The organism is Mesorhizobium sp. P2_C5_2 (assembly GCF_056404535.1).
The window spans coordinates 233,161-253,811 of the sequence record NZ_JBFUDV010000006.1 but is presented as its reverse complement, the minus strand read 5'-3'; the positions used below and the strand labels follow the sequence as shown (position 1 = coordinate 253,811).

General features: G+C 63.1%; 16 protein-coding genes. All 16 read left to right on the top strand.

The window, feature by feature from the left end:
- The first annotated feature begins 185 nt into the window (after window positions 1–185).
- Window positions 186–479, top strand: a complete 294-nt coding sequence (locus AC1D1B_RS24845) for a hypothetical protein (protein ID WP_477335275.1) — start codon at window positions 186–188, stop codon at window positions 477–479.
- Window positions 476–1,366 (top strand): hypothetical protein, encoded by an 891-nt coding sequence (locus tag AC1D1B_RS24840; RefSeq protein WP_477335274.1) that lies wholly within the window; start codon window positions 476–478, stop codon window positions 1,364–1,366. Before AC1D1B_RS24845 ends, AC1D1B_RS24840 begins: the two co-directional genes overlap by 4 nt.
- Window positions 1,363–1,848: a DUF3310 domain-containing protein gene (locus AC1D1B_RS24835; protein WP_477335272.1), complete on the top strand. Its 486-nt coding sequence runs from the start codon at window positions 1,363–1,365 to the stop codon at window positions 1,846–1,848. Before AC1D1B_RS24840 ends, AC1D1B_RS24835 begins: the two co-directional genes overlap by 4 nt.
- Entirely contained in the window at window positions 1,841–2,215 is a 375-nt protein-coding gene (locus AC1D1B_RS24830; RefSeq protein ID WP_477335270.1) for a hypothetical protein, read from the top strand. Before AC1D1B_RS24835 ends, AC1D1B_RS24830 begins: the two co-directional genes overlap by 8 nt.
- The gene (locus tag AC1D1B_RS24825) at window positions 2,215–2,532 is read left to right on the top strand and encodes a hypothetical protein (RefSeq protein ID WP_477335268.1); all 318 of its coding nucleotides are present in this window, start codon (window positions 2,215–2,217) and stop codon (window positions 2,530–2,532) included. The genes AC1D1B_RS24830 and AC1D1B_RS24825 overlap by 1 nt, the downstream gene beginning before the upstream one ends.
- Before the next feature lie 23 nt (window positions 2,533–2,555).
- Window positions 2,556–2,795 carry a hypothetical protein gene (locus tag AC1D1B_RS24820; protein WP_477335266.1) on the top strand — a complete coding sequence of 80 codons (240 nt, stop codon included), beginning with the start codon at window positions 2,556–2,558 and terminating at the stop codon, window positions 2,793–2,795.
- A gap of 16 nt (window positions 2,796–2,811) precedes the next feature.
- Window positions 2,812–4,506 carry a portal protein gene (locus tag AC1D1B_RS24815; RefSeq protein WP_477335264.1) on the top strand — a complete coding sequence of 565 codons (1,695 nt, stop codon included), beginning with the start codon at window positions 2,812–2,814 and terminating at the stop codon, window positions 4,504–4,506.
- A gap of 14 nt (window positions 4,507–4,520) precedes the next feature.
- Entirely contained in the window at window positions 4,521–5,573 is a 1,053-nt protein-coding gene (locus tag AC1D1B_RS24810) for a hypothetical protein (protein ID WP_477335262.1), read from the top strand.
- Window positions 5,574–5,633: 60 nt separating this feature from the next.
- Window positions 5,634–6,605, top strand: coding sequence for a major capsid protein (locus AC1D1B_RS24805; protein WP_477335260.1), 972 nt, complete (start codon window positions 5,634–5,636; stop codon window positions 6,603–6,605).
- 281 nt (window positions 6,606–6,886) lie between these two features.
- Window positions 6,887–7,483, top strand: a complete 597-nt coding sequence (locus AC1D1B_RS24800; RefSeq protein WP_477335258.1) for a hypothetical protein — start codon at window positions 6,887–6,889, stop codon at window positions 7,481–7,483.
- 15 nt (window positions 7,484–7,498) lie between these two features.
- The gene (locus AC1D1B_RS24795; RefSeq protein WP_477335256.1) at window positions 7,499–9,982 is read left to right on the top strand and encodes a phage nozzle protein; all 2,484 of its coding nucleotides are present in this window, start codon (window positions 7,499–7,501) and stop codon (window positions 9,980–9,982) included.
- The gene (locus AC1D1B_RS24790) at window positions 9,979–10,455 is read left to right on the top strand and encodes a hypothetical protein (protein ID WP_477335254.1); all 477 of its coding nucleotides are present in this window, start codon (window positions 9,979–9,981) and stop codon (window positions 10,453–10,455) included. Before AC1D1B_RS24795 ends, AC1D1B_RS24790 begins: the two co-directional genes overlap by 4 nt.
- Window positions 10,456–10,461: 6 nt before the next feature.
- Complete coding sequence (locus tag AC1D1B_RS24785) at window positions 10,462–10,983, top strand: virion core protein, T7 gp14 family (RefSeq protein ID WP_477335252.1); 522 nt, start codon at window positions 10,462–10,464, stop codon at window positions 10,981–10,983.
- Window positions 10,984–10,987: 4 nt separating this feature from the next.
- The gene (locus AC1D1B_RS24780; protein WP_477335250.1) at window positions 10,988–14,047 is read left to right on the top strand and encodes a M15 family metallopeptidase; all 3,060 of its coding nucleotides are present in this window, start codon (window positions 10,988–10,990) and stop codon (window positions 14,045–14,047) included.
- 276 nt (window positions 14,048–14,323) lie between these two features.
- Window positions 14,324–17,968, top strand: a complete 3,645-nt coding sequence (locus AC1D1B_RS24775) for a hypothetical protein (protein ID WP_477335248.1) — start codon at window positions 14,324–14,326, stop codon at window positions 17,966–17,968.
- A 29-nt stretch (window positions 17,969–17,997) separates the two neighbouring features.
- The gene (locus tag AC1D1B_RS24770) at window positions 17,998–20,502 is read left to right on the top strand and encodes a phage tail fiber domain-containing protein (protein WP_477335246.1); all 2,505 of its coding nucleotides are present in this window, start codon (window positions 17,998–18,000) and stop codon (window positions 20,500–20,502) included.
- Window positions 20,503–20,651: the final 149 nt, after the last annotated feature.

The window sequence follows — 20,651 nt, the reverse complement described above, 5'->3', positions numbered from 1 at the left end:
TGGGCCAGAGCGCTTGCCGCAGAGGTAGCCCTTGCTGCTTCCCTAGGCTGGCTCTCCAACATCCTCCCCGACCGGGAGACCTACGACAACAAATGGCGCACCACACCCGCAGGGCTCACCGCTCTGTACGACATCATGCCCCGCCTCGTGGCGGCCATCAACAGCAACAACAAGGACGCACCGTAATGCTCACCCACCTTGTCCTCCTGCTCATCGCCATCTACTGGGTCATCGCTGCCTTCTGCTGGGTGCAGCTCCTTGTGGACGATGAGCCCCCCGCAGCGCTTGACCACGCGACCACCTATGGTCCCGACAATCTGGCCATCTGGGAGCGCCTGCTGCTGTGGGTCTACGTCCCGGCCATCATCTGGTACGTATGGCGGAATGACAAGTGGCCGGGCCTCAAGGACACCCTCCCTGAGCTGTGGTGCGCCATCGTGGTGGGCCGGCAGTACAACGTGAAGGATGCCACCAAGTGAGTGATGGCAAGGAATGCACCCTCCTCATCGACGGCGACGTGATCGCCTTCACGGCGGCCTGTGCGGTCCAGCGCATCTACGAGGATGAGTTTGGCTTTGTCTCCCCCTTCGCCAATCGCTTTGAGGGCGAGGCCGTGGTGGACAATATGCTCATCTCCTTGGAGCTGGCCTTCAAGAGCACGCACCGCCGCATCGCCCTGTCCGACCCCAAGGCCAACTTCCGCAAGACCATCTTCGCGGACTACAAGTCCAACCGCAAGGACAGCGTGCGGCCCCTCCTGCTGGACATCCTCAAGCAGTACCTCCGGGACAAGTACGCGGCCTTCCACTGGCCGGCCTTGGAGGCGGACGATGTGCTGGGCATACTGTCCACGGAGCCCCAGCAGTATCCCGGGGAGCGCATCCTCGTGGGCAAGGACAAGGACTTCAAGACGGTCCCCGGCTACTACCACCGCCTCAAGGACTTCAAGGCGGACGGCACGCCCAACGTCCAGCACATCACCGCGTGGCAGGCCCAGATGTTCCACCTGTGGCAGACCCTCGCAGGGGACATGACGGACGGCTACCCGGGCTGCCCAGGCATCGGCAAGACGCGGGCTTCGGCCATCCTTGAGAACCCCGTGCGGCTCATGGCCAGCATGACGACCATCACCCGTGGCCCCAACAAGGGCAGGCCGGTGAAGGCGTGGAAGGCTGAGCCCACCACGGACCTCTGGGCTTGCGTGGTGTCCCACTACCAGAAGGGCATGGACGTGGACTGGAACATTGCGGAGCAGAGCGCTCTGCTGTCCGCCCAGCTCGCCCATATCCTGCAACACGGGGACTACGACCGTGAGCAGAACAAGCTGGCCCACGCATGGTTTCCCGACAGGATCAAGCCGCAATGAGCAAAGACCACGAAGCCAATCCCTTCCCGCTTGACGGGGCCGGCATCCCCAGCGCCTACGATGATGCCGACTGGGCCAAGCACGGCCTGCACGACGCTACGTCCTCCCTCCGCCAGACCCAGCAGACCTTGAGGCGTGGCCTTGAGGACGGAACCATCAAGCGCCAAGACGCGGTGGAGGAGCAGTTCTCCCTCAACCTCGCCACTGCGGTGAGCCGTGGGGTGGCCACCAGCAAAGACATGGTGAACCTCCCGCCGCACTATGCCCGCTTCAAGATCGAACCCATACGGTTCATCGCGGAGAACAAGCTGGACTGGTTCCAAGGCAACATCATCAAGTACGTGATGCGCCATGATGCCAAGAACGGCAGCGAGGATATCCGCAAGACCATCCGCTACGCCAACATGTACCTCCTGTTCCTGCAAGGGGACCCGGACTGGTGGATGGCGGGCAAGCCTGAGGACTTCCAGCACCATGAGTGACAAGCAGAGAGGCTGGATTGGCGTAGACCTCGATGGCACCCTTGCGGTCTACGATGGGTGGAAGGGGCTGGACCACATTGGTGCCCCTGTGCCCGCCATGGTGGCCCGCGTCAAGCAGTGGCTTGCTGATGGCTGGGAGGTTCGCATCTTCACGGCTCGCGTCACGCCGGCCCCAGGCGCGGACATCGGGGGCTTTAGGCTGGCCCTGATGGAATGGCTTGTTGTGGAGGGCCTTCCGTTCGACCTCCAGGCCACCAACGTCAAGGACTTTGAGATGGTCGAACTCTGGGATGACCGTGCGGTCTCCGTGGAGCAGAACACCGGCAAGGCCTTGGCCCCCTCAAACATCACACGAGGTATTGCGTAATGGCACCCACAAAGCCCCGCAACCATGTCACCGACCACCTTCAAGCCTTCCTTGCGGGGCCCGACCTTACGCCGGACCTTCCCGTCCTGGCCGACGAGGTTCTCACCAAGCTGGAGCAGATGTTCCCGCCACGGTGCCTCGCCCGCACTGAGACCGCAGAGGAGCACCTCCGGTACGCCGGCAAGGTGGAGCTGGTGGCGTGGCTCCGTAACCGCCAAGCCAACTTCCGGTCCGAAATGGACATGGGTGGTGAGGCTGATGAAGACATCCCGGTGGACCCTGAGGCCGCAGACCGCGCCAGCTCCGCCCAGCAGTGACCAACCAGAAGGAAAGCGACGAGATGAAGCGCTACGCAACGAACTACTGCTTCTTCCCCAAGACCCCCAAGGCCAACGTACCGGGCCCCGACGCTCAGCCCGAGAAGGTGGCGGACCCCCAGCAGATCGGCCAAGCACGGCAGGCGGAGGACCAGACCCTATTCGGTGGCATCCCGGACCTCCGTGTGGACCGGAGCACCACGGGCGGCGGTGTGGGGGCAGGCGGTGCCGGCCTCAATGTCCCTGCCGGAACAATGAAGTAAACCCACGGAGGGCCCTATGGCCGACAATTACGCGGAGCCCCAAGCGGGAGCCGATGGCGAAGCCATGGGTGCTTACTCCTTGGGCATGAAGGCGGAAGCCTTTTACGACAGCCTCACAGGTCGGCGGCAGGCGGTGGAGGATATGGCCCGCAAGATGGCGGAGCTGACCCTGCCATTCGCCTTTCCCCCGCTGGGGTACATTGAGGGCGATGACCTTCCGGGCAACAACCAGTCCATCGGGGCCCAGTGTGTCAACACTCTGGTATCCAAGCTGGCGGACGTGGCGTTCCCCCCGGGGCACCCGTGCCTCAAGCTCCTACCGGAGGAGACCGACATCCAGAAGGCCTTGGACGAGGACCCGGAGCAATGGGCCCAGACGATCAAGGCACTGACCCGCCTCTCCATCACGCACACCACGGCCTTCTACAGTGTTGGCATGCGGTCTGCCTACATCGAATACATCAGGCAAGTCCTCATCGCCGGCAACGCGATGTGGAAGCACCTCAAGTGGCGGAGCCCCACATGGCACCGTATGGATAGCTACGTGGTCCAGCGGTCTACCACGGGGCTCCAGCTTGCGGTGGTCCAGAAGGTGTGCGTGGCGCTGGCCGGGCTGGATGATGACACCCGGAAGTTCATTGAGGAGCAGCGCCAAGCTGACCCTAGCGATGGAGACAAGCCAGAAGCCGTCAAGTCGGCATGGGAGCAGGAGGTAGACATCTACTGTGCCCAGAAGTATGTGCCCCCGGCTAGTGGCGACGATGAGACCGAAGGGTCCTTCCGCTACTGGGAGGAGTACAACGGCAAGCTCATCCCCGACACCACCGTGGAGACGGACTTCGATGCTCCCGTGATGCACGCCGGCTGGCTCATCAAGACGGCTGGCCGCAACTGGAGCCCGGGGTATTGCGAGATGTACCGGGGCGACCTGTTCACCGTGGAGGCAGCCGCCTCTGGCATGAACGACATTACGGCAGCCTCCGCGCTGGCCCTGATGTTCCACAAGCCGGGCAGCCAGTCCAGCATCAAGCAGGTGCGTGAGGCTCGCAACCTGAGCATCCTCCCGGGGTCCGCAGAGGACCTCTCCATGTTCCGGGCGGAGAAGTCTGCCGACAACAACACCGTGGGCGGGAACCTTGAGCAGGCAGCACGCCGGCTCTCTGCCGCCTTCCTCATGCAGTCTGCCATACAGCGCTCCGGTGAGCGGGTGACCGCAGAGGAAATCCAACGGCTGGGCACTGAGCTGGATAAGGCGCTGGGCGGCCTCTACACCTCCATCAGCGATGACAACCAGAAGCCCATCATCGTGCGTGGCATGGTGCTCAACGAAGAGCGCAACCCAAAGCTCCGTCTCCCCAAGGGTGCTGTGACCGTGCAGGTCATCACCGGCATCGAACAGACCGGGGACAGTCTTGAGGCCCAGAACCTCGTGGACTGGGGCTCTGTGGTCTCCAAGATGTGGGGCCCCAAGGGTGTGGAGCAGGTGAATGTCAATGACTTCGCCACCCGCTACGCCACCTACAAGGGCATCAAGACCGATGGGTTGGTCTATACGCCTGACCAAGTGGCCCAGAACACCCAGCAGAACCAGCAGGCCGGCATGATGCAGGAGGCCCTGAGCAAAGGCATAGGGCCGGGCATCAAGGCCCTCGCAGACCGCAGCGGGGGCGGTAACCCCGAGAACCCAACCGCACCGCCACCGACAGCTTAAGGAGCTAGAGCACTATGGCAGACGACATCAAGAAGGAACCCAGCGCTGGCGAGAAGGCCATCGCGGACGGTCGCCTTGAGGTGGACACCGGGGAGGGCATCTCGTCCTCCGTGGAGGCCGGCTCCAAGGGAGTCACCACCAAGACCAACGCCGGCATCATGTTCGATGTGACCGGCGAAGGGGTGGAGCAGCAGGGCATCAACGCCCACCAGAAGACGGAGCTGGAAACGGAGGACCTCACAGCGGAGGCCAAAGAGGACGGCGACGAGGAGGGCACGGAGAAGCCTGAGGGCGCGGACACCAAGCCGGAAGACGAAGCGGCCAAGCCCTACGAACCCCTCCCGGACTTCGACCCGGCCAGCGAGGAGGTGACCGCAGCGTATGACGCAAGGTTCCTCAAGGACCACGAGGACGCGGACGGCAAGGGCGTGGTGCTCAACCGTGAGGCCATCGCCGATGAAATCCGTGCGAACATGGCCAAGGCGGAAGGTGCCTCTGAGCGTCCCAACGAAGGCACCTACAAGTACCTTCGCGAGAAGCTGGGCATCACGCGCCAGATGGTGGATGACGCCATTGAAGGCGAGAAGGCCAAGTTCACCCAGGCCAAGGCCGCAATGGACGAGGTGACGGGCGGCGAGGAGGCTTGGTCCAAGAAGATCGCATGGGCCTCCACCCAGCAGGACGGCAAGCTTGGCGGCTACACCAAGGCCCAAGTGGACCGCTTCAATGCGGCCATGGCGGAAGGTGGCGCAGCGGCGGCAGAGCAGATCGAGCTGTTGAATGAGCGCTTCGCCAAGGCCAAAGGCGGCGGCACCGGCAAGGAGGCCCCCGCAAAGCCGGGCATCGGGGTCCGCCGTGCGGCCAGCCCTGCCAAGACGGCCAGCACCGGGGCCAACACCCAGACAGGCGGGGCCCCCTCCGCCAAACCGTTCGCCACCAAGGCGGACTACGACAAGGAATTGGCTACCCTCTCCCACATGAAGAATGGCCCGGAGAAGGACGCCAAGCATAGGGAGCTGCGGGCACGCACTGCTGTCTCCCCGTGGTGGAAGCAGCAAGGCCGCTAGGACCACCGCACTGGACTACCCGCAACACCCTAAACGCAACAACCATTAGGAGACGACTTCATGTCGGACTACACGGATGCCGCATCTCGCTTCGGCAAAAAGGCGGGCACTGGTGACGACCGCGCACTCTTCCTTCAAGAGTTCGGTGGCTTGGTCATTCAGACCTACGACGAGGCCATGGACTATATGGACCTCCGCTTCGTCAAGAACATCACGGAAGGCAAGGCGGACAGCTTCCCGATCATTGGCCGCAAGCGTGACGCTTCGGAACACCTGCCGGGCGAGCTGATCCTTGGCGGCTCGGTCGAAAGCAACGAGGTGGTCATCGCGCTGGACAACATGGTCTACGACAGCGTGTTCATCGCGGAGATCGATAAGCTCATCTCGCACTTCGATGTCATGGAGCCCTACACGCACCAGCTCGGCCAGTCGCTGGGCAGCTTGCAGGCCCGCCGTGTCGCCATCATGCACATCCTGGCCTCCCGCAAGTTCTATGTCGGCAACACCCCCACGGGCGTGCCACAGGGCCAGCCCAACCCGTTCTACATCTTCGACGTCAACATGCGGACTTCGGCCACCGTGCTGGAGACCTCTGCATTCGCCGGCAGGCAGTACCTTCTGGAGAACGAAATCAGCGGCTCTGACCCCCGCCTGATGCTCCCCCACCAGCAGTACCTCCTGCTCGCCCGCAACTTCGGCGTCGATGTCTTCAAGCCGGAAGCTGGCGGCGGTGACCGCAGGACGGCCCGGGTGACTTCCCCCATCGCCGGCTTCGAGGTCAAGGGCACCAACCACATCCCGAAGACCAACATCACGACCGGCCTTGCGAAGTATCAGGGCAACTTCACCACCACGGTCGGCCACATCTCGTCCAAGTGGGCTGTCGGCTCGCTGGAGCGCCGTGGCATGCGCGTGGTGGTCAAGGACCAGGAGGAGCGTCTCGGCACCATCGCGATTGCCTCCCAGTTCAACGGCCACGATGTCCTCCGCCCGGAGGCGAGCATCGAGCTGGCCACCACCATCCGCTCGTAACTAGATCGGGGTGACGTAGGGTTCGCTACCTTACGGAAGGTTGAAGACCGCACCCTGTAGACCCTCACGGCAGCCGGCAGGTTACCGTGGGGCTCGCCTCCCCGCGTTCGCAGTGGACAATCCCCTAGTGGGAGCGACCGAGAACCGGGGAGGTCTCTTTAGGACGGCACTAGGCTGGATACTTGAGCGGGGTGAACCACCGGCTACTCCCTCGGCTGTTCCTCTCCAGTCGCCCCAGCAGTAACGATGGCCTAGTGCCACCCTAAGGAGACCTGATAGCTATGGCAATCGACACCACACCCACCACGCCCACCACCCTGCTTGACGCGGTGAACATCCTCCTTGAGGCAGCCCGTGTGTCCGGCATTGACAGCCTCGCACAGGTGGACCTCAACGAGGACGCTGCGGCAGCCAAGAAGGCTATCGATGATGTGAGCCGTGAGGTCCAGAGGAGCGGATGGGAGCAGAACACCAGTCGGGGCTTTGTGCTAGACCCTGAGGTTGACGGCACGGTCCTTCTCCCGCTGGACACCGCCAAGGTCAAAGTGAGCCGGGGCTACAGTGGCAACCGTTTGGTCCCCCGTGACGGCAAGCTCTATGACCCCAAGCTGCGGACCTACACCATTGGCAAGAGCGTCACGGTGGACCTCGTGCAGTACCTTGAGTTCTCTGACCTCACGGACAGCATGAAGGCCTACATCACGGGGCTGGCGGCCAGACGCTTTGCTATCCCACGACTGCCCTCTCCGTCGAACTTCAAGTACACGGAGGAAATGGTGGAGGGGTTCCTCACGGCCTTGGAGCACGAGGACACTGACCATGACGACCGTGGCATTGAGGAGATAAGCCCCCACTTCGCCAAGTTCCACCGCCGCTAAACAGGAGGTAGCCTCATGGCTGGCCACTACGCCGACCAGACGGACATCCAGACCCAGCTTGTAGCCAACCTCGTGCAGGGCGTGAGCCAGCAGGCAGAGCAGCAGCGTCGGGACACCCAGTGCGAGAGCCAATTCGACTGCTTCAATTCCCCGTCTGAGGGCGCACAGGCGCGGCCATGCGCTGAGGTGGTGAAGGTCTGGGCGGGACGCACTCTCACCGGGGCTTTCTTCTCGGAAATCGTTAGGGACACGGAGAACTACCTCTCGGGTGTCTACAGTGCTGCCACCTTCGCCATCAACCTCAACACGGGGGCAGACGCTACGATTACCCAGAGCAACGCGGACGGATACCTCACGCTCCCCGGTGGGGTGAGCCCCAAGGACGCATTCCGCACGGTCGTGGTGGAGGACACAACGTTCCTCCTCAACCGCTACATCAAGCCCCTCATGGACAGCACCATCTTGAGCCCAGTGCGATACCCTGAGGCCCTTATATTCGTGAGGGCTGGCGGCTTTGGCTTCGGCTATAAGCTCACCATCACGGGCAAGAACGGCAACACCAACAATCTGGTGAGCGCCTACACCACGCCCCGCACCTCCTCCACGCACACTGAGCAGGCCACAACCACCGTGATTGCTCAACGGCTGGCGTTAGGTGGTGTCAACGGCGACATCGGCATTGCGGGAGACCTTGGATATGCAGACCCCAACCCCGGCATCAACGGTGTGGTCGGCTACAGTGCCACCGTGAACGGGGCCGTATTCCGCATCTTCCGGGCTGACCACGGCGACTTCGACATAGCCACTGAGGACGGCAACGGGGAAGACTTCATGTTCGCCTTCAAGGAGAAGGCACAGAGCTTTGCCAAGCTGCCGGCCAAAGGCTTTGACGGCATGGTGCTCGAAATCAACGGTGACGACAGGGCCAAGGCGGACAGCTACTTCCTCCAGTTCCAAGGGCCCAGCGCTACGGGCTTCTGGAATGAGGTGGTGGCACCGAACACCCAGACCACCCTCAAGCCCGGCCTCATGCCCCACCTGTTGAAGAACACGGCAGTGGACACCTTCACCTACGCCAGCTCGCCGTGGAGCACCCGGATTTCGGGCGATGGCATCGATACGTCCAAGGACCCCGGCTTCGTCGACAAGCTGCCCCGCGACATCTACTACCACGAGAACCGCCTTGGCATTCTCTACACGGGCGGCGCGGTGTGGTCCAAGGCGCGGTTCCCTTTCACCTACTTCCCGGACACCGCTCAGGCAGCCCTTGCGGAGGCCCCGGTGGACGTGACGTTGGTGCCGGGGCAGACTACGCGCGGTGCCTCTGAGATGGACTTCGCGGTCCAGATCGATGAGAGCCTGTTCCTGTGGAGCCCCAAGGCCCAGTTCCGCATCTCCAGCGGCACGGACAACTTCAAGCAGGACAGCGTGGCGGCCAACCCGTCCACCTCCTACCTGTACTCCCGCATCTGCGACCCTTTGGCAGTCGGCTCATTCCTCTACTTCCCGGCAGACGTTGGGCCCCACTCCACGCTCCGCTCCGTGCAGTTCTATCAGGGCAAGCCCAACGGTGACATAACGGTCACCAACCATGTGCAGGACTACCTTGCGGACAACATCAGGTACATGACGGCATCCGACACGCTGGGCGTGATGTTCCTCGTGTCGGACAATGACCCCACGATCCTCTATTGCTACAACTTCCTGTTCGACAAGCAGGAGTATATCCAGTCGTCATGGAACAAGTGGCGGATACCGGGTGGCAACATCCTGTGGGCCAGCATCAACGACAACCTGTTGCGGGTCATCCAGCAGCGTGCAGAGGGTGTGGCCCTGCTGTCCTTCAACCTCACTCCCAAGGCTGTGGACCCCATCACGGGCGCTGAGTACAGCACGAGGCTGGACCTCAGGGTGGACGAAACGAAGGTCACCGCAGGGTCCTACAACGCGGGCACCAACAGGTACAGCTTCACGCTGCCCTACACACCAGCCGTTGGCTCCCCCACCTTCCGGGTCATCACGCGGGAGGACAAGGTGTCGGGCTACAGCCGTGGCCGTGAGTTCCCCATAGTCAGCATCGTGGGGGCTGTGGTCACCGTGACGGGAGACCTTACGGGCTACAAGTTCTACGCGGGGCATGCCATCAAGTCTGAGAGGACGGAGAGCAGGTTCTTTATCCGCAACCAGCAGGGCATCGTGCCGACCGATAGGCTGACCGTGGCAGACTTCACGGTGCAGTTCGCACAGACCGGCTACACCCGCATTGAGGTGGCCACCCCAAACAAGGACACCAAGTCCTACCCGTGGGAGGCTCGCACCAAGGGCCTGCCCGGCAGCGAGGCGGGAACCCCGGGCATCGGCACGGGAAGCAAGACGGCCCCCGTCAAGGAGCTGGCTGAGAACGCAACCATCACGCTGGTGAACGATAGCTTCCTGCCCTCCAAGTGGCAGTCGGCCTCCTACCAGTACACAGCCGTTGGAAAGGCAGCTATGAAATGACCGAAGGCGTAACATCTCTCCGTATCGTCACCATCACGAGGTCTCTCCTTGCGAGCTTCCTTGCAGCCCCCATCAGACCGGAGGACTTGGCTGAGTGGCAGGACGCGGGGCTGGACCCGCAGGTGGACCTCTCGCCCATGATCGAAGCGGCCAGCTATGCGCGGTGCGTGGTGGATGACCGCTCCGGCATCAACGAGTGCGTGGCCGTCTGGGCTGTCTCTGTGTCGGAAGGCATCGGCACCGTGATGCTCATCGGCAGTGATCGCCCGGAGCTTGTCATCCCCATTCATCAGGAGTTCTCCCGGGACGAGTGGTTCCGCATCAAGGCTCTCGCCCCGGTGCTCCAGGCCTACCCAAGCGTCAAGAACACCCAGCACCACAAATGGCTGGAGCATTTCGGCTTCGTCAAGTCCGGCAAGCCTACCGTCATGGGGAAGGGCAAGTACCAGCGCTACGTCCTCACAGCGGAGTAACGGCCCATGTGCTTTGACCCCGTTACGGCGGGCTTCCTGTCCTTTGCCGTGGGGGCAGTGCAGTCCATCGCCCAGTACAACGCGCAGGCGGAGGAGGCGGCAGCCACACGCAAGGCCTCACTGCAAGCCTACGCCAACGACCAGAACGCCATCGCCCACCGGCAGATACAAGAGGCCGACGCCGGCAGCCAGAAGGTCCAGCAGGTAAACCTTGAGGAGGCCAAGAAGGTCTCAGAGGTTCGCCTCTCCGCCTCCAGCGCTGGCGTTACGGGCATCTCCGTGGGCAACCTCGTGGGTGACGTTACGCGGCAGGCCAGTCAGAACCGACAGAACCAGTTCGACAACACCAAGATGGCCATCAACCAGCTCCAGCTTGAGCGCAAATCGAGCCAGAGCCAAGCCCAAAGCCGCATCAACTCGGCCCCACGGCCATCCGCTCTGGGCCTCATCGCCGGCATAGGGGGTGCGGCCTTGAGTGGCATGTCAACCTACAACCGGCAAATGTCCTACGCGGACGGGAGCGCTTAGCACCATGGAACGCAAACAGGTATCGACTGACCTCCGCCCGGTTGAGCTACAGCCGCAGGCCTCCCCGGTTGACACCTTTGTGCAGCCCGCCAAGTCCGGCTGGCGGGACATTGCGGATGCCTTGGGCAAGATCGACCAGCCCCTTGCCACCTTCATGGACCAGCGTGCCAAGAAGCAGGCGGCAGATGACTTGGTGCGGGGACAGGCGGCCTTCCTCAACGGCAGCGCCGGGGAACTCTCCACGCTCGTGCAGGAGGGCAAGGTGCCCGCCCAGTACAGCCCGGCCTTTGTGCGTGGCTGGCAGTTGGCCAGTGGCGATGTCATGGGGGGAAACCTCAAGGCCCGCTTCCAGCAAGACTACGATGCGTGGGATGGCAAGAACAGCACGGACCCGCACGCCTACGAGCAGTTCGTCTCTGACTGGACCTCCAAGAACGTCCCCAAGGATGCAGACCCCATGGTCCTCCGGGGGCTCCTCCCGCAGATCAAGCAGGGTGTCGGTTCCGTAGGGGCCCAGCACGTGCAGGATGTCCATGACCACGTGTACAACGGGGCGGTGGATGCCGGCGTGGCAGGGGCCAATCAGGACATCGACGAGTTCAACAACGAGGGGCTCACGACACCGGAAGGCACCAACTACCCGGAGCTGTTCAAGCATATCGAGCAGCGCCGCCAGAACCTCGTGGATACCGGCGTGCGGCCTGAGGACTTCGACAAGCAGATGATGCAGGCCATATCTGCCAAGGTCCTCTCGACGCGGGACCCGGGGCTCCTCAAGTTCTTTGACCAGAAGGTTCCCGGCAAGGACTACACCTACGGGGACAGCCCCGATGGCCAGAAGATCAAGGCGGAGACGCTAAGCTCTCTGGAGGTCATCGCGCGGTCCCAGCAGTCGCAGGCTCACGAGGAGCAGGTTGCCAAGGACAAGGAGACCTTGCGCCAAGCCAAGTCGGCAGCCGTGGACATTCTCCTCAAGGACCCCCGTGCGGCTGTACCGGATGGCGTCCTCGCTGCCGGGGCCTCCGTGGACGGGGACTTCAAGGTGAACGTTGAGCAGTGGCGACAGTCCCTCGCCAAGGGGCTCCCTTCCGACAACAACCGGGTGATGCACGTCTACAACCAGATGCGCGTTGTGGCCGGCTCTGGGGGTGACCCCATGGCAATCTTTGGGGACGCCATGTCGCAGGACGTGTTCTCCAATCCGCAGGACGCGGCGGCGGCGCAGAGCTTTGCCAAGGCGCTCGTGGACAGCAAGGACAACATCAAGGCAGCCTTTGAGGACCAGAGCTACAAGCGCATGGCGCAAGTGCTTGATGTCCGCACCAAGGGTGTCAACCCCATGACAGGGGACCCCATCATCGGCACCAGCAATGAGGGCCTTGAGGCGCTCTACGACTTCCAGCAGAAGGTCTCTGACTGGGTGATGGCGAACCCACAGTCCAGCTCTGTGGACCGCGCCAAGGCCATCAGCGACATCGGCAATGGCATCCTCAAGAACCTCGTGGCCGACCCCAACGCCATCGACCCAAGCACCGGCCAGCAGTACAACCGGCCAACGGGGGATGTAACACAGGGCCCCAACCCCTTCACGTCCGGCACAGGGACCGCTGCGGACCTACCCGCCAATGCCATCCCGGAGCAGTCCGCCACGGGCGGCCCGCAAGTCGGCAAGATGATTGGCACCACGCTCAACAAGGCGCTGGACCAAGGGCTGGCCACACAGGTCCCGGATGAAGATGTCCAGACCATGATTGAGGGCCTCACGCCTGAGCAGAAGGGACAGATGGATGGCCGTGCGAAGTCCTTTGGGCTGACCACGGAGGAATACGTCCGTAGGCTCCTGACCCCCCAGGCAGAGCCCGCGCCGGCAGCCGGTGGGAAGCGTAGCGAGAACACCCCGGACTTCCAGCCGGTCAGCTTCACCACGGCCAACGACCCGTCCGCCACCAACAATGCGGGCAACCCAACGATGACCGGGGCTATTGCCTCACAGCTCCTTGACGAGAGCCTCAACGAAGTCGGCACCACGGTGGGTGAAGGCAACGCGGAGGGGGCCGTAAAGGTTCCGGTGGTTGGCGGTGTGGACCCGCAGGCTCAACGCCTCATCGGGCTCATCCTCAAGCACGAGGCGGCGGGAAACTGGAATGCTGTCTACGGCAACGCCCACAACACGGTGGACCTGGGCCAGTACAGCTTGAACCAGATCATGGCCATGCAGGTGGCGGCCAGAGCCCGGGGCGCTAAGTCCACGGCCATTGGCGGCCCGCAGTTCCTCCTCAAGACCCTTCGGGGCCTCAAGGCGGACATGGGGCTCACCGGGCAGGAAAAGTTCAACCCGCAGCTCCAGACTGAGATGACCATGACGCTCCTCCGCACGCGGGGGTGGGACCAGTACAAGGCCGGAACCCTGAGCAAGCGAGCCTTCGCCCTCAACCTATCCCAAGAGTGGGCCTCTCTGCCCGACCCAAGGACAGGCCGCAGCTACTACGCGGGGGATGGGCTCAATGCTTCCGGCACGTCACCCTCCAAGGTCTACGAGGCGATGGGCCTAACGCCTACCCAAGTCAGCTTCAACCCCAGCCAGTCGGCCCCAGTCGGCAACTCGGATGTCTATGGCGATATCCCCGATGTGGACGGCTCGGGCAACGCTGGGCAGCGTGAGAAGTTCATGCAGTGGAACAGTGACCCTGTGGCCAACAACGAGGCCAACATGCGGTCCATTGACCCAACGCTGGCCAACGTCATCCGCAAGGCTCAGGAGTACGCTCCGGGTGTGCAGATCGTCATCGGCTCTGGCAAGCGTGACGCCTCTCTCCAGAAGAAAGCCGTGGAGTGGGGATGGAGCAAGACGGAGGAGAGCGACCACCTGGGTGGCGGAGCGGCTGACCTCTGGCCCGTCCTTGGGGGCCGCGTGAAGTTCGACCCGGCAGCACAGAAGACCATCGTGAAAGCCATGAAGCGAGCAGCCAAGGAGCTGGGCGTGGAGCTGGACGTTGGTGCTGACTGGAAGCGCTTCAAGGACGTGCCGCACTTCGCCCTCAGGAAACGACCCACAGAAGCCTAACCGCAGGAGATGTAGATGGACCAAGCTGAGTTTGACGCCCTCATGGCCAAGGAGGCACAGATTGCCCCCCAAGCCCCCGGTGCCGCTCAGCCGGGTTCACCGTCCCCTGCCGCCCCCGCTGATGCCGCAGTGACAGACGGTACGCAAGTGCCTGATGCTGGGGCTGGCGGGGGCACCCCTCCATCTGCCGACCTTCCAAGCTTGACCGACTTGGCCTCCCAACTGGGACCGGCCTTGCGCTCAACGGGCAGGGAGGGGGACTTTCAGGCCAACACAATGTCCTTCGGTGCGGGTGCCCTTGAAGGCATCTTCCAGACCAAGGACTTTCTGTTTGGCACCACGCCCCCGGACGATCGCTCAGAGTTCCGCCAAGTCAGCGATGCGACCTATGGCGGGCTCATCAAGGACGCCCCTGTGGCTGGCCTCGTGGGCGGGCTAGGACAGTTCACCGTGGGCATGCTCGGGGCCGGCAAGATCACGGCTGCCGCAGAGGCGCTCCCGTGGTTTGGCGCTGGGGTCAAGACGGTGGCAGCCAACCTCCCCAAGACCGTGGAGGCCCTCAAGGCAGCCTGGGCCGGCGCTACGGCCTTCGACCCTCACGGCAACCGCTTGTCCAACCTCGTGCAGGACACCACGCTTGCCAATCCGATTAACGCCTGGCTGGCCGCAAAGCCCGGCGACAGCGAAGCAGAGGGCCGCATTAAGAACGCCCTTGAGAGCATCGGAATGGACCTGACCGTTATCAGCGTCTTTCGCGGCGCTACGTCCATCTGGAAGTACCTCAGGGCCGGCGACGCGGAGGGCGCTAGGGCTTCCGCCGACGCCCTTCAACAGGAGATCGAGCATAATGCCAACAGCCAGCCAGCCCCCGAAACTGCCCAAACCCCAACGGGTGACGCGGGAGCGGGAAGCCCCTCGTCTGATGCAGCAGTGCAGCAAGCTCCTAACGCTGGAGGAGACATCGGCGCTGGGCCTGCTGGGAACAATCCTGGCGGAGCACAGCCGGTGGCAGAGGGCGCACCGCAGGGCAACGTCACGCCGGCACCTGAACCGGGGCTGACTGGCGATGTATCCGGGAACAGCAATGCTCAGCCGGGAGGACATCCGGCAGCGCTTGACGGAATGCCTGACAGGACCGTGGGGCAGGCCGATGCCGGCACCAGCGGAGGAGGGCAGCGTGCAGGGGGCGATGGCGGCCCAGTCGGTGATGGACCAGTTTCGATCACACCAAATGCGAGAGCAGCGGCGGAGGCAGCAGGAACGCAACTCCCCAACCCTCAGCCGCGCATAAGGGTCAGCCAAGAGGACACTGAGGCCCTCGTCAAGTCCATGTCCGACGACAGCTTTGCGATGGCGCAATTCGGCGGTTGGTATCAGGCCCTTGAAGGCGGCCATACGTTTGGCCGTGGGGCCCAGGTCCCGTGGCAGAAGCTTGGCGATGGCGGCGCGGCAGACGTTGAGCTTAACAACCTCATGGCCCGCGTCACGGACACCGTTGAGAGCCGCATCGACGGGATCAAGGGTGGCGCTGTGCTCACCGACAAGAAGGTGGCCACAGTGTCCGCACAGATGGCCAACCTGTTCAACGTGGACCCCGCCAGCGTCATTGGCATGGTGCAGCAGGCCGGCAAGGATGCGGCCCACATGACCTCCATGATGGAGGCCGGGTGGCTCGTCTCTCGTCGGCTCATGCAAGATGTCCACGCTCTAGGCTCCCGCATCAGCATGGGGGACTACATTGAGTTCGGCTCAAGGGACGCCGCTCTGGCGGAGCTTAAGAAGCGGGCCTCCGTGGCTGCCTCTGTGTTTGCGTCCAGCCGCTCCATGGCCACCTCAGCGGGCAGGGCACTACGCCGCATGCGCTTCGCTGTGGACCCCTCGCTTGTCGAGACAATGAACACCATGGACGGCGATGCGCTCCTCAAGCTGGTGAACGGCGCTGAGGGAGACCCCAAGCAACTGGCCAAGGCGCTGAGCCCCACGCTCCTCAAGCGGGTCACGGACTACGCGCAGTTCCTTCTCGTCAACAACCTCGTGTCCGGCCCAAAGACCCAGCTCATCAACCTCACCACCAACGCCTACATGCTGGGCGTGCGGCCCTTGGAGAAAATCCTTGGGGCCACCTACATGGCTGCTCGGGGTCAAGCTGGTGCCAGCCGGGTCTACCGTGAGGCCATGCGCCAGTACGTCTACATGGGGAGCAACTTCACGGAGAGCTGGAAGGCTGCCGTGGATGCGTTCGTCATGAACGACAGCGTGATGGCACCGCACCGCAGCGAAGTGCATACCTCTGCCGGGCTGGCCCCCCAAGACCTCGCTACGGGCCTCATGGGCCTCAAGCCGATGACCTCGCCGCAGGCCCTTGCGGCTAACGCGGGGAAGATCGCAACGCTGACCTTGGGGCTGCCTACCCGCTCCTTGGGGTTCGTGGATGAGCTGATGAAGCAAATCACCTACCGCTCTAAGGTCTCAGCCGGTGCCTACCTTGATGGGCTGGATGCGGCCATGGGGTCTGGGCTCAAGGGCAATGCCGCGAAGGACTACCTTAAGACCTTTGTGGACGACCGTGTGGGCTCGGCCTTCGACAGCAGCGGCAGGGCACTCAACAAGGACGCTCTCCGGGAGGCGCAGATTGCCACCTTTCAGCAAGACCTCCTGCCCAACTCTCTGGGCAAGGACTTGCAGAACTTCGCGTCCAAGCATCCCGGCCTCCGCCTCATGATACCGTTCATCAAGACACCCACCAATGTCATGCGTTACGGGTGGAAGATGACACCGGGGCTCAACCTCCTGCAAACGGAGTTCCGTGAGAGCCTCAGTGGGGTGCATGGTGCAGAAGCCAAGGCCAGCGCTATTGGCCAGATGACCATGGGCATGCTGTTCATGGGCACTTCGGCTTACGCTGTGTCGCAGGGCAACATCACGGGGGGCGGGCCGTCTGACCCCAAGGCCAAGGCAGCCCTCATGGCAACAGGATGGCAGCCGTACAGTGTCGTGGCGCAGAACGAGGATGGGAGCAAGACCTACATCCCCTTCGGACGGCTGGACCCTGTGGCTATCCCCATGGGCATGATGGCCGACATGATGGATGCCCACCACAACTTGGAGTACGCCGACAACCCCGGCCTTGAGCAGGCGTCTATGGCGATGCTCATAGCGATGGCCAAGCAGTTCACCGACAAGACCTACCTTCAAGGCATCAACCAGATGATGCAGGCGATGTCCGACCCTGACAGGTCAGTCAAGCGGGTGGCAGGCCAGATGGCGGCGAACTTCATCCCGTTCTCTGCGGCCCAGCGCCAGCTCAATCCCGACCCGTACCTGCACGATGCCCAGACTATGGTGGACAAGATGCGGGCCACGGTGCCGGGCCTGAGCGACAGCGTGCCCATGCGTTATGATCCCTTCGGGGAACCCGTCATGCGTCCCGGGCTGTGGTCCAGCGATAATGGCCAAGTCCTCTCTGCGGAAATGCAGCGGCTCGCCATTGAGACCGGGCGGACCATTGAGGTGCCCGGGTCCAACCACAACGGCGTGGACCTTCGGACCATCACGCTGGAAGACGGCGGGAACGCCTACGAGCAATACCAGAAGTGGGCGGGCAATCCGGGGCAGGGCATGAGCCTCAGCACGGTCCTGGCAAAGCGCATCCAGACGGAGGCCTACGCGGTCCTGCCGGATGGGGATGCCACGACGAAGGGCACCAAGCTCTGGACCCTTACGGGCATCGCGGCCAACTACCGGGAACGGGCCCTCAAGATGCTCAAGCGTGACGCTAATGTCCGTGACGCATTCCGCAAGGCCCAGCTCAAGGCCGTCACCCAGTTCCGGGCCAACGTGGCGGCGCGTAATGCCAGCCGCTCCGGGAGCCTTGACGCACTCGGGGATGCCTTCGGGGCAGACCTCAATACCGGCCAGTAACCGGAACACACATAGGAGACCTACAGCCAGTGGCCAGCACCATCACCAGAAGCGTGGCATCGGGGAGCACTGCGGTGTTCTCCGTGCCGTTCCCCTATCTCGACAAGACGCATGTGCAGGTGCGGCTCAACGGTGTCCTCAAGGCGCTGGGGGTGGACTACACGTTCCCCACCTCCAGCACCATCCAGATCACCGCTGGCAACCCCACGGCAGGGACCATTGTGGAGCGCAAGAGGGTCACGCCAACGGAGACCCTCACGGAGTTCCAGCCGGGGAACCTTGACAGCGGGGACCTCAACGTTGGCATTCTCCAGCCCCTCTACCTCGCACAGGAAGGCAATGACGCTGCGGCGGACATCCTGCTGCGGGCGTGGTTCACCATCAACTTCGGCAATGGGGGCACCATCACGGTAGGCCCCGATGGCACTATCCTCATCTGGGACGCCACAGGGAACGTGGTGCCTGGGCCTAGCGCCAGTGACATTGCGGGTTACAGTGCGGCGGCGGCGGCAAGCGCTGCGGCTGCCCTTGCGTCCCAGAATGCGGCCAGTGCATCCGCCACGCTCGCCCAGAAGTGGGCCTCCAACCCGGAGGACACCCCGGTGGTCACGGGGCCAAGCCAGTTCTCCGCGCTCCACTGGGCGGCCAAGGCGCTCGCTTCGGCTGTCTCTGCGGCGGCGGTCCTGGCTGCGGCTGCCTTCCCATCTTCGCCTGTCGCCAACACCTTCTTGCAGCGCAATGCGGGCAACACCCAGTATGACGCCAAGACGGCCACTGAGGTTCGCAATGCCCTTGCTGCGGCTGCCTTCGTGGCTGACCGCACGGCAGTCAAGGCGCTTGACCCCACGAAGGACAAGGCGGCTACAACCTACGGCGAGGGGCTGGGCAGGAATGGCACGTGGGTCCCGTTCCTCACGTCCGGCCTATCGTCCGCAGATGTCGCCGCAAAGGCGCTCGACACGGTGGAGGCCATATACCTCACCTCAGGGAGCTACACGTGGATACGCCACGGTGACTGGCGTGCCAATGGGGCCCGTGCCCTGTGGTTCGGCCTTGACCCTGCCGCATCGGACAACGCAACCGCCACGCAAATTGGTGTCAACGTAACGGCCTCCTTGGGCGTTGCCTTCAACATGGAGCCTGGGGTCTACAAGCTTGGCTCTGCGGTCACCGTACCGGCCAACAGCAACATCCAAGGGCCGGGTCAGCCCGCAGACCGCAACGGGGCTTTCAGCACATCCGCCTGCTACTTCCACTTCAACCACACCGGAGTGGGCCTCAACCTTCTTGGCACGAATGACGGGGCGCGGCGGCTTGCCGGGTTCGGGACTTATCGCACTCAGCCTACTCCGGGCCCGGGGTGGGTTCCCTTGGCGGCATTGGCAGACGTGCAGATTAGTGGCTGCTACGACGCCATCGTGGAGGACATTTTCTTCTACAACCCCACCACGGCGCTACGTGTCACGGGCAACACCGCGTCCACCGGCTACGGCAATGGCCGCCTGACCCTAAGGCGTCTTCGCGGCCAGCCACTTAGCGCCGGCCTAACCATGACGCACGTCTACGACTGTGCATACGTGGATGACATTCACTGGTGGGTCTATTGGTCGGCGGACGCCAACGTCATATCCTACACGAAGACCAATGCCTTTGCCTTCATCCTTGGTCGTGTGGATTGGCCGCAGTTCGGTCGCATATTCTCGTGGGGGTTGGGCACAGGTGTGCACATCAACCAACAGGCTTCCGTTGGGCTCGACGGTGGTCTACCCCCGGGCACCACTACGGCGGCGCACTTCGATAGCGTCGGGGCCGACAACTGTGAGCGGGGTCTAGTGATAGCCTCTGGTGCCAATGGTGCCACGGTTAGCATGGACCACATATACGCCACCAACACGGTCTACGCTGCAAGCTCTATGATTTCGATGGCGGCGGACAACTGCCGGGTTGCCATCTTGGATGCTTACGTGGCTAACACCAATGCTAGTGGTCTTGCGATCACTGGTGGCGGCAATGATGTAAAGATTGGAGCCTACCGCTCCTCAGGCATCGACCATGACGCTAACGGGACGCCGGAGTTTGATCTTGCTACGGGTGTCAACAAGCTCACCCTAATGTCCAAGCCAATCACGAGCGCGGGGGGCGGTGTCCTCTACAACCCTGTGGGCACCAGCAGGATTAGCTCGCCGGACTGGATTAACTTCACGCCTACCATCACGGCCTCCACGGGCACCATCACCACGGTGGCGGCCATCACCGCTGGCGACTGCAAGTACAAGCTTGAGGGCACTACCCTGAGCTATGACATCACGGTCACCATCACCACGAATGGCACCGGGGCCGGCACCCTGCTGGCCACTATGCCGTATCAGGCCAAGAAGGTGTCTACCTCTGGTGTGGGACGTACCGGCGTGGTCATGCTGGTGGGCGTGTCGCAGTCCAGCGTGGCGCGACTGGACATGAACAAGTACGATGGGACCTACCCCGGTGCAGACGCAACGACCATCCGCTGTGTCGGCAGCTACGAGATAGCCTAGTCGGCTTTCGCGGTGGGGATGGCCATGTGTGACGTGGCGTACATTCGCTCTAGGGCAGCTCGTTGCTCTGGCGACACGTAGGCCAGCATGGCCACATCCGCGCTCTCATAACGCGGTGCTTCGGGCTTCGCCTTCTTGGGCTCCGTAGG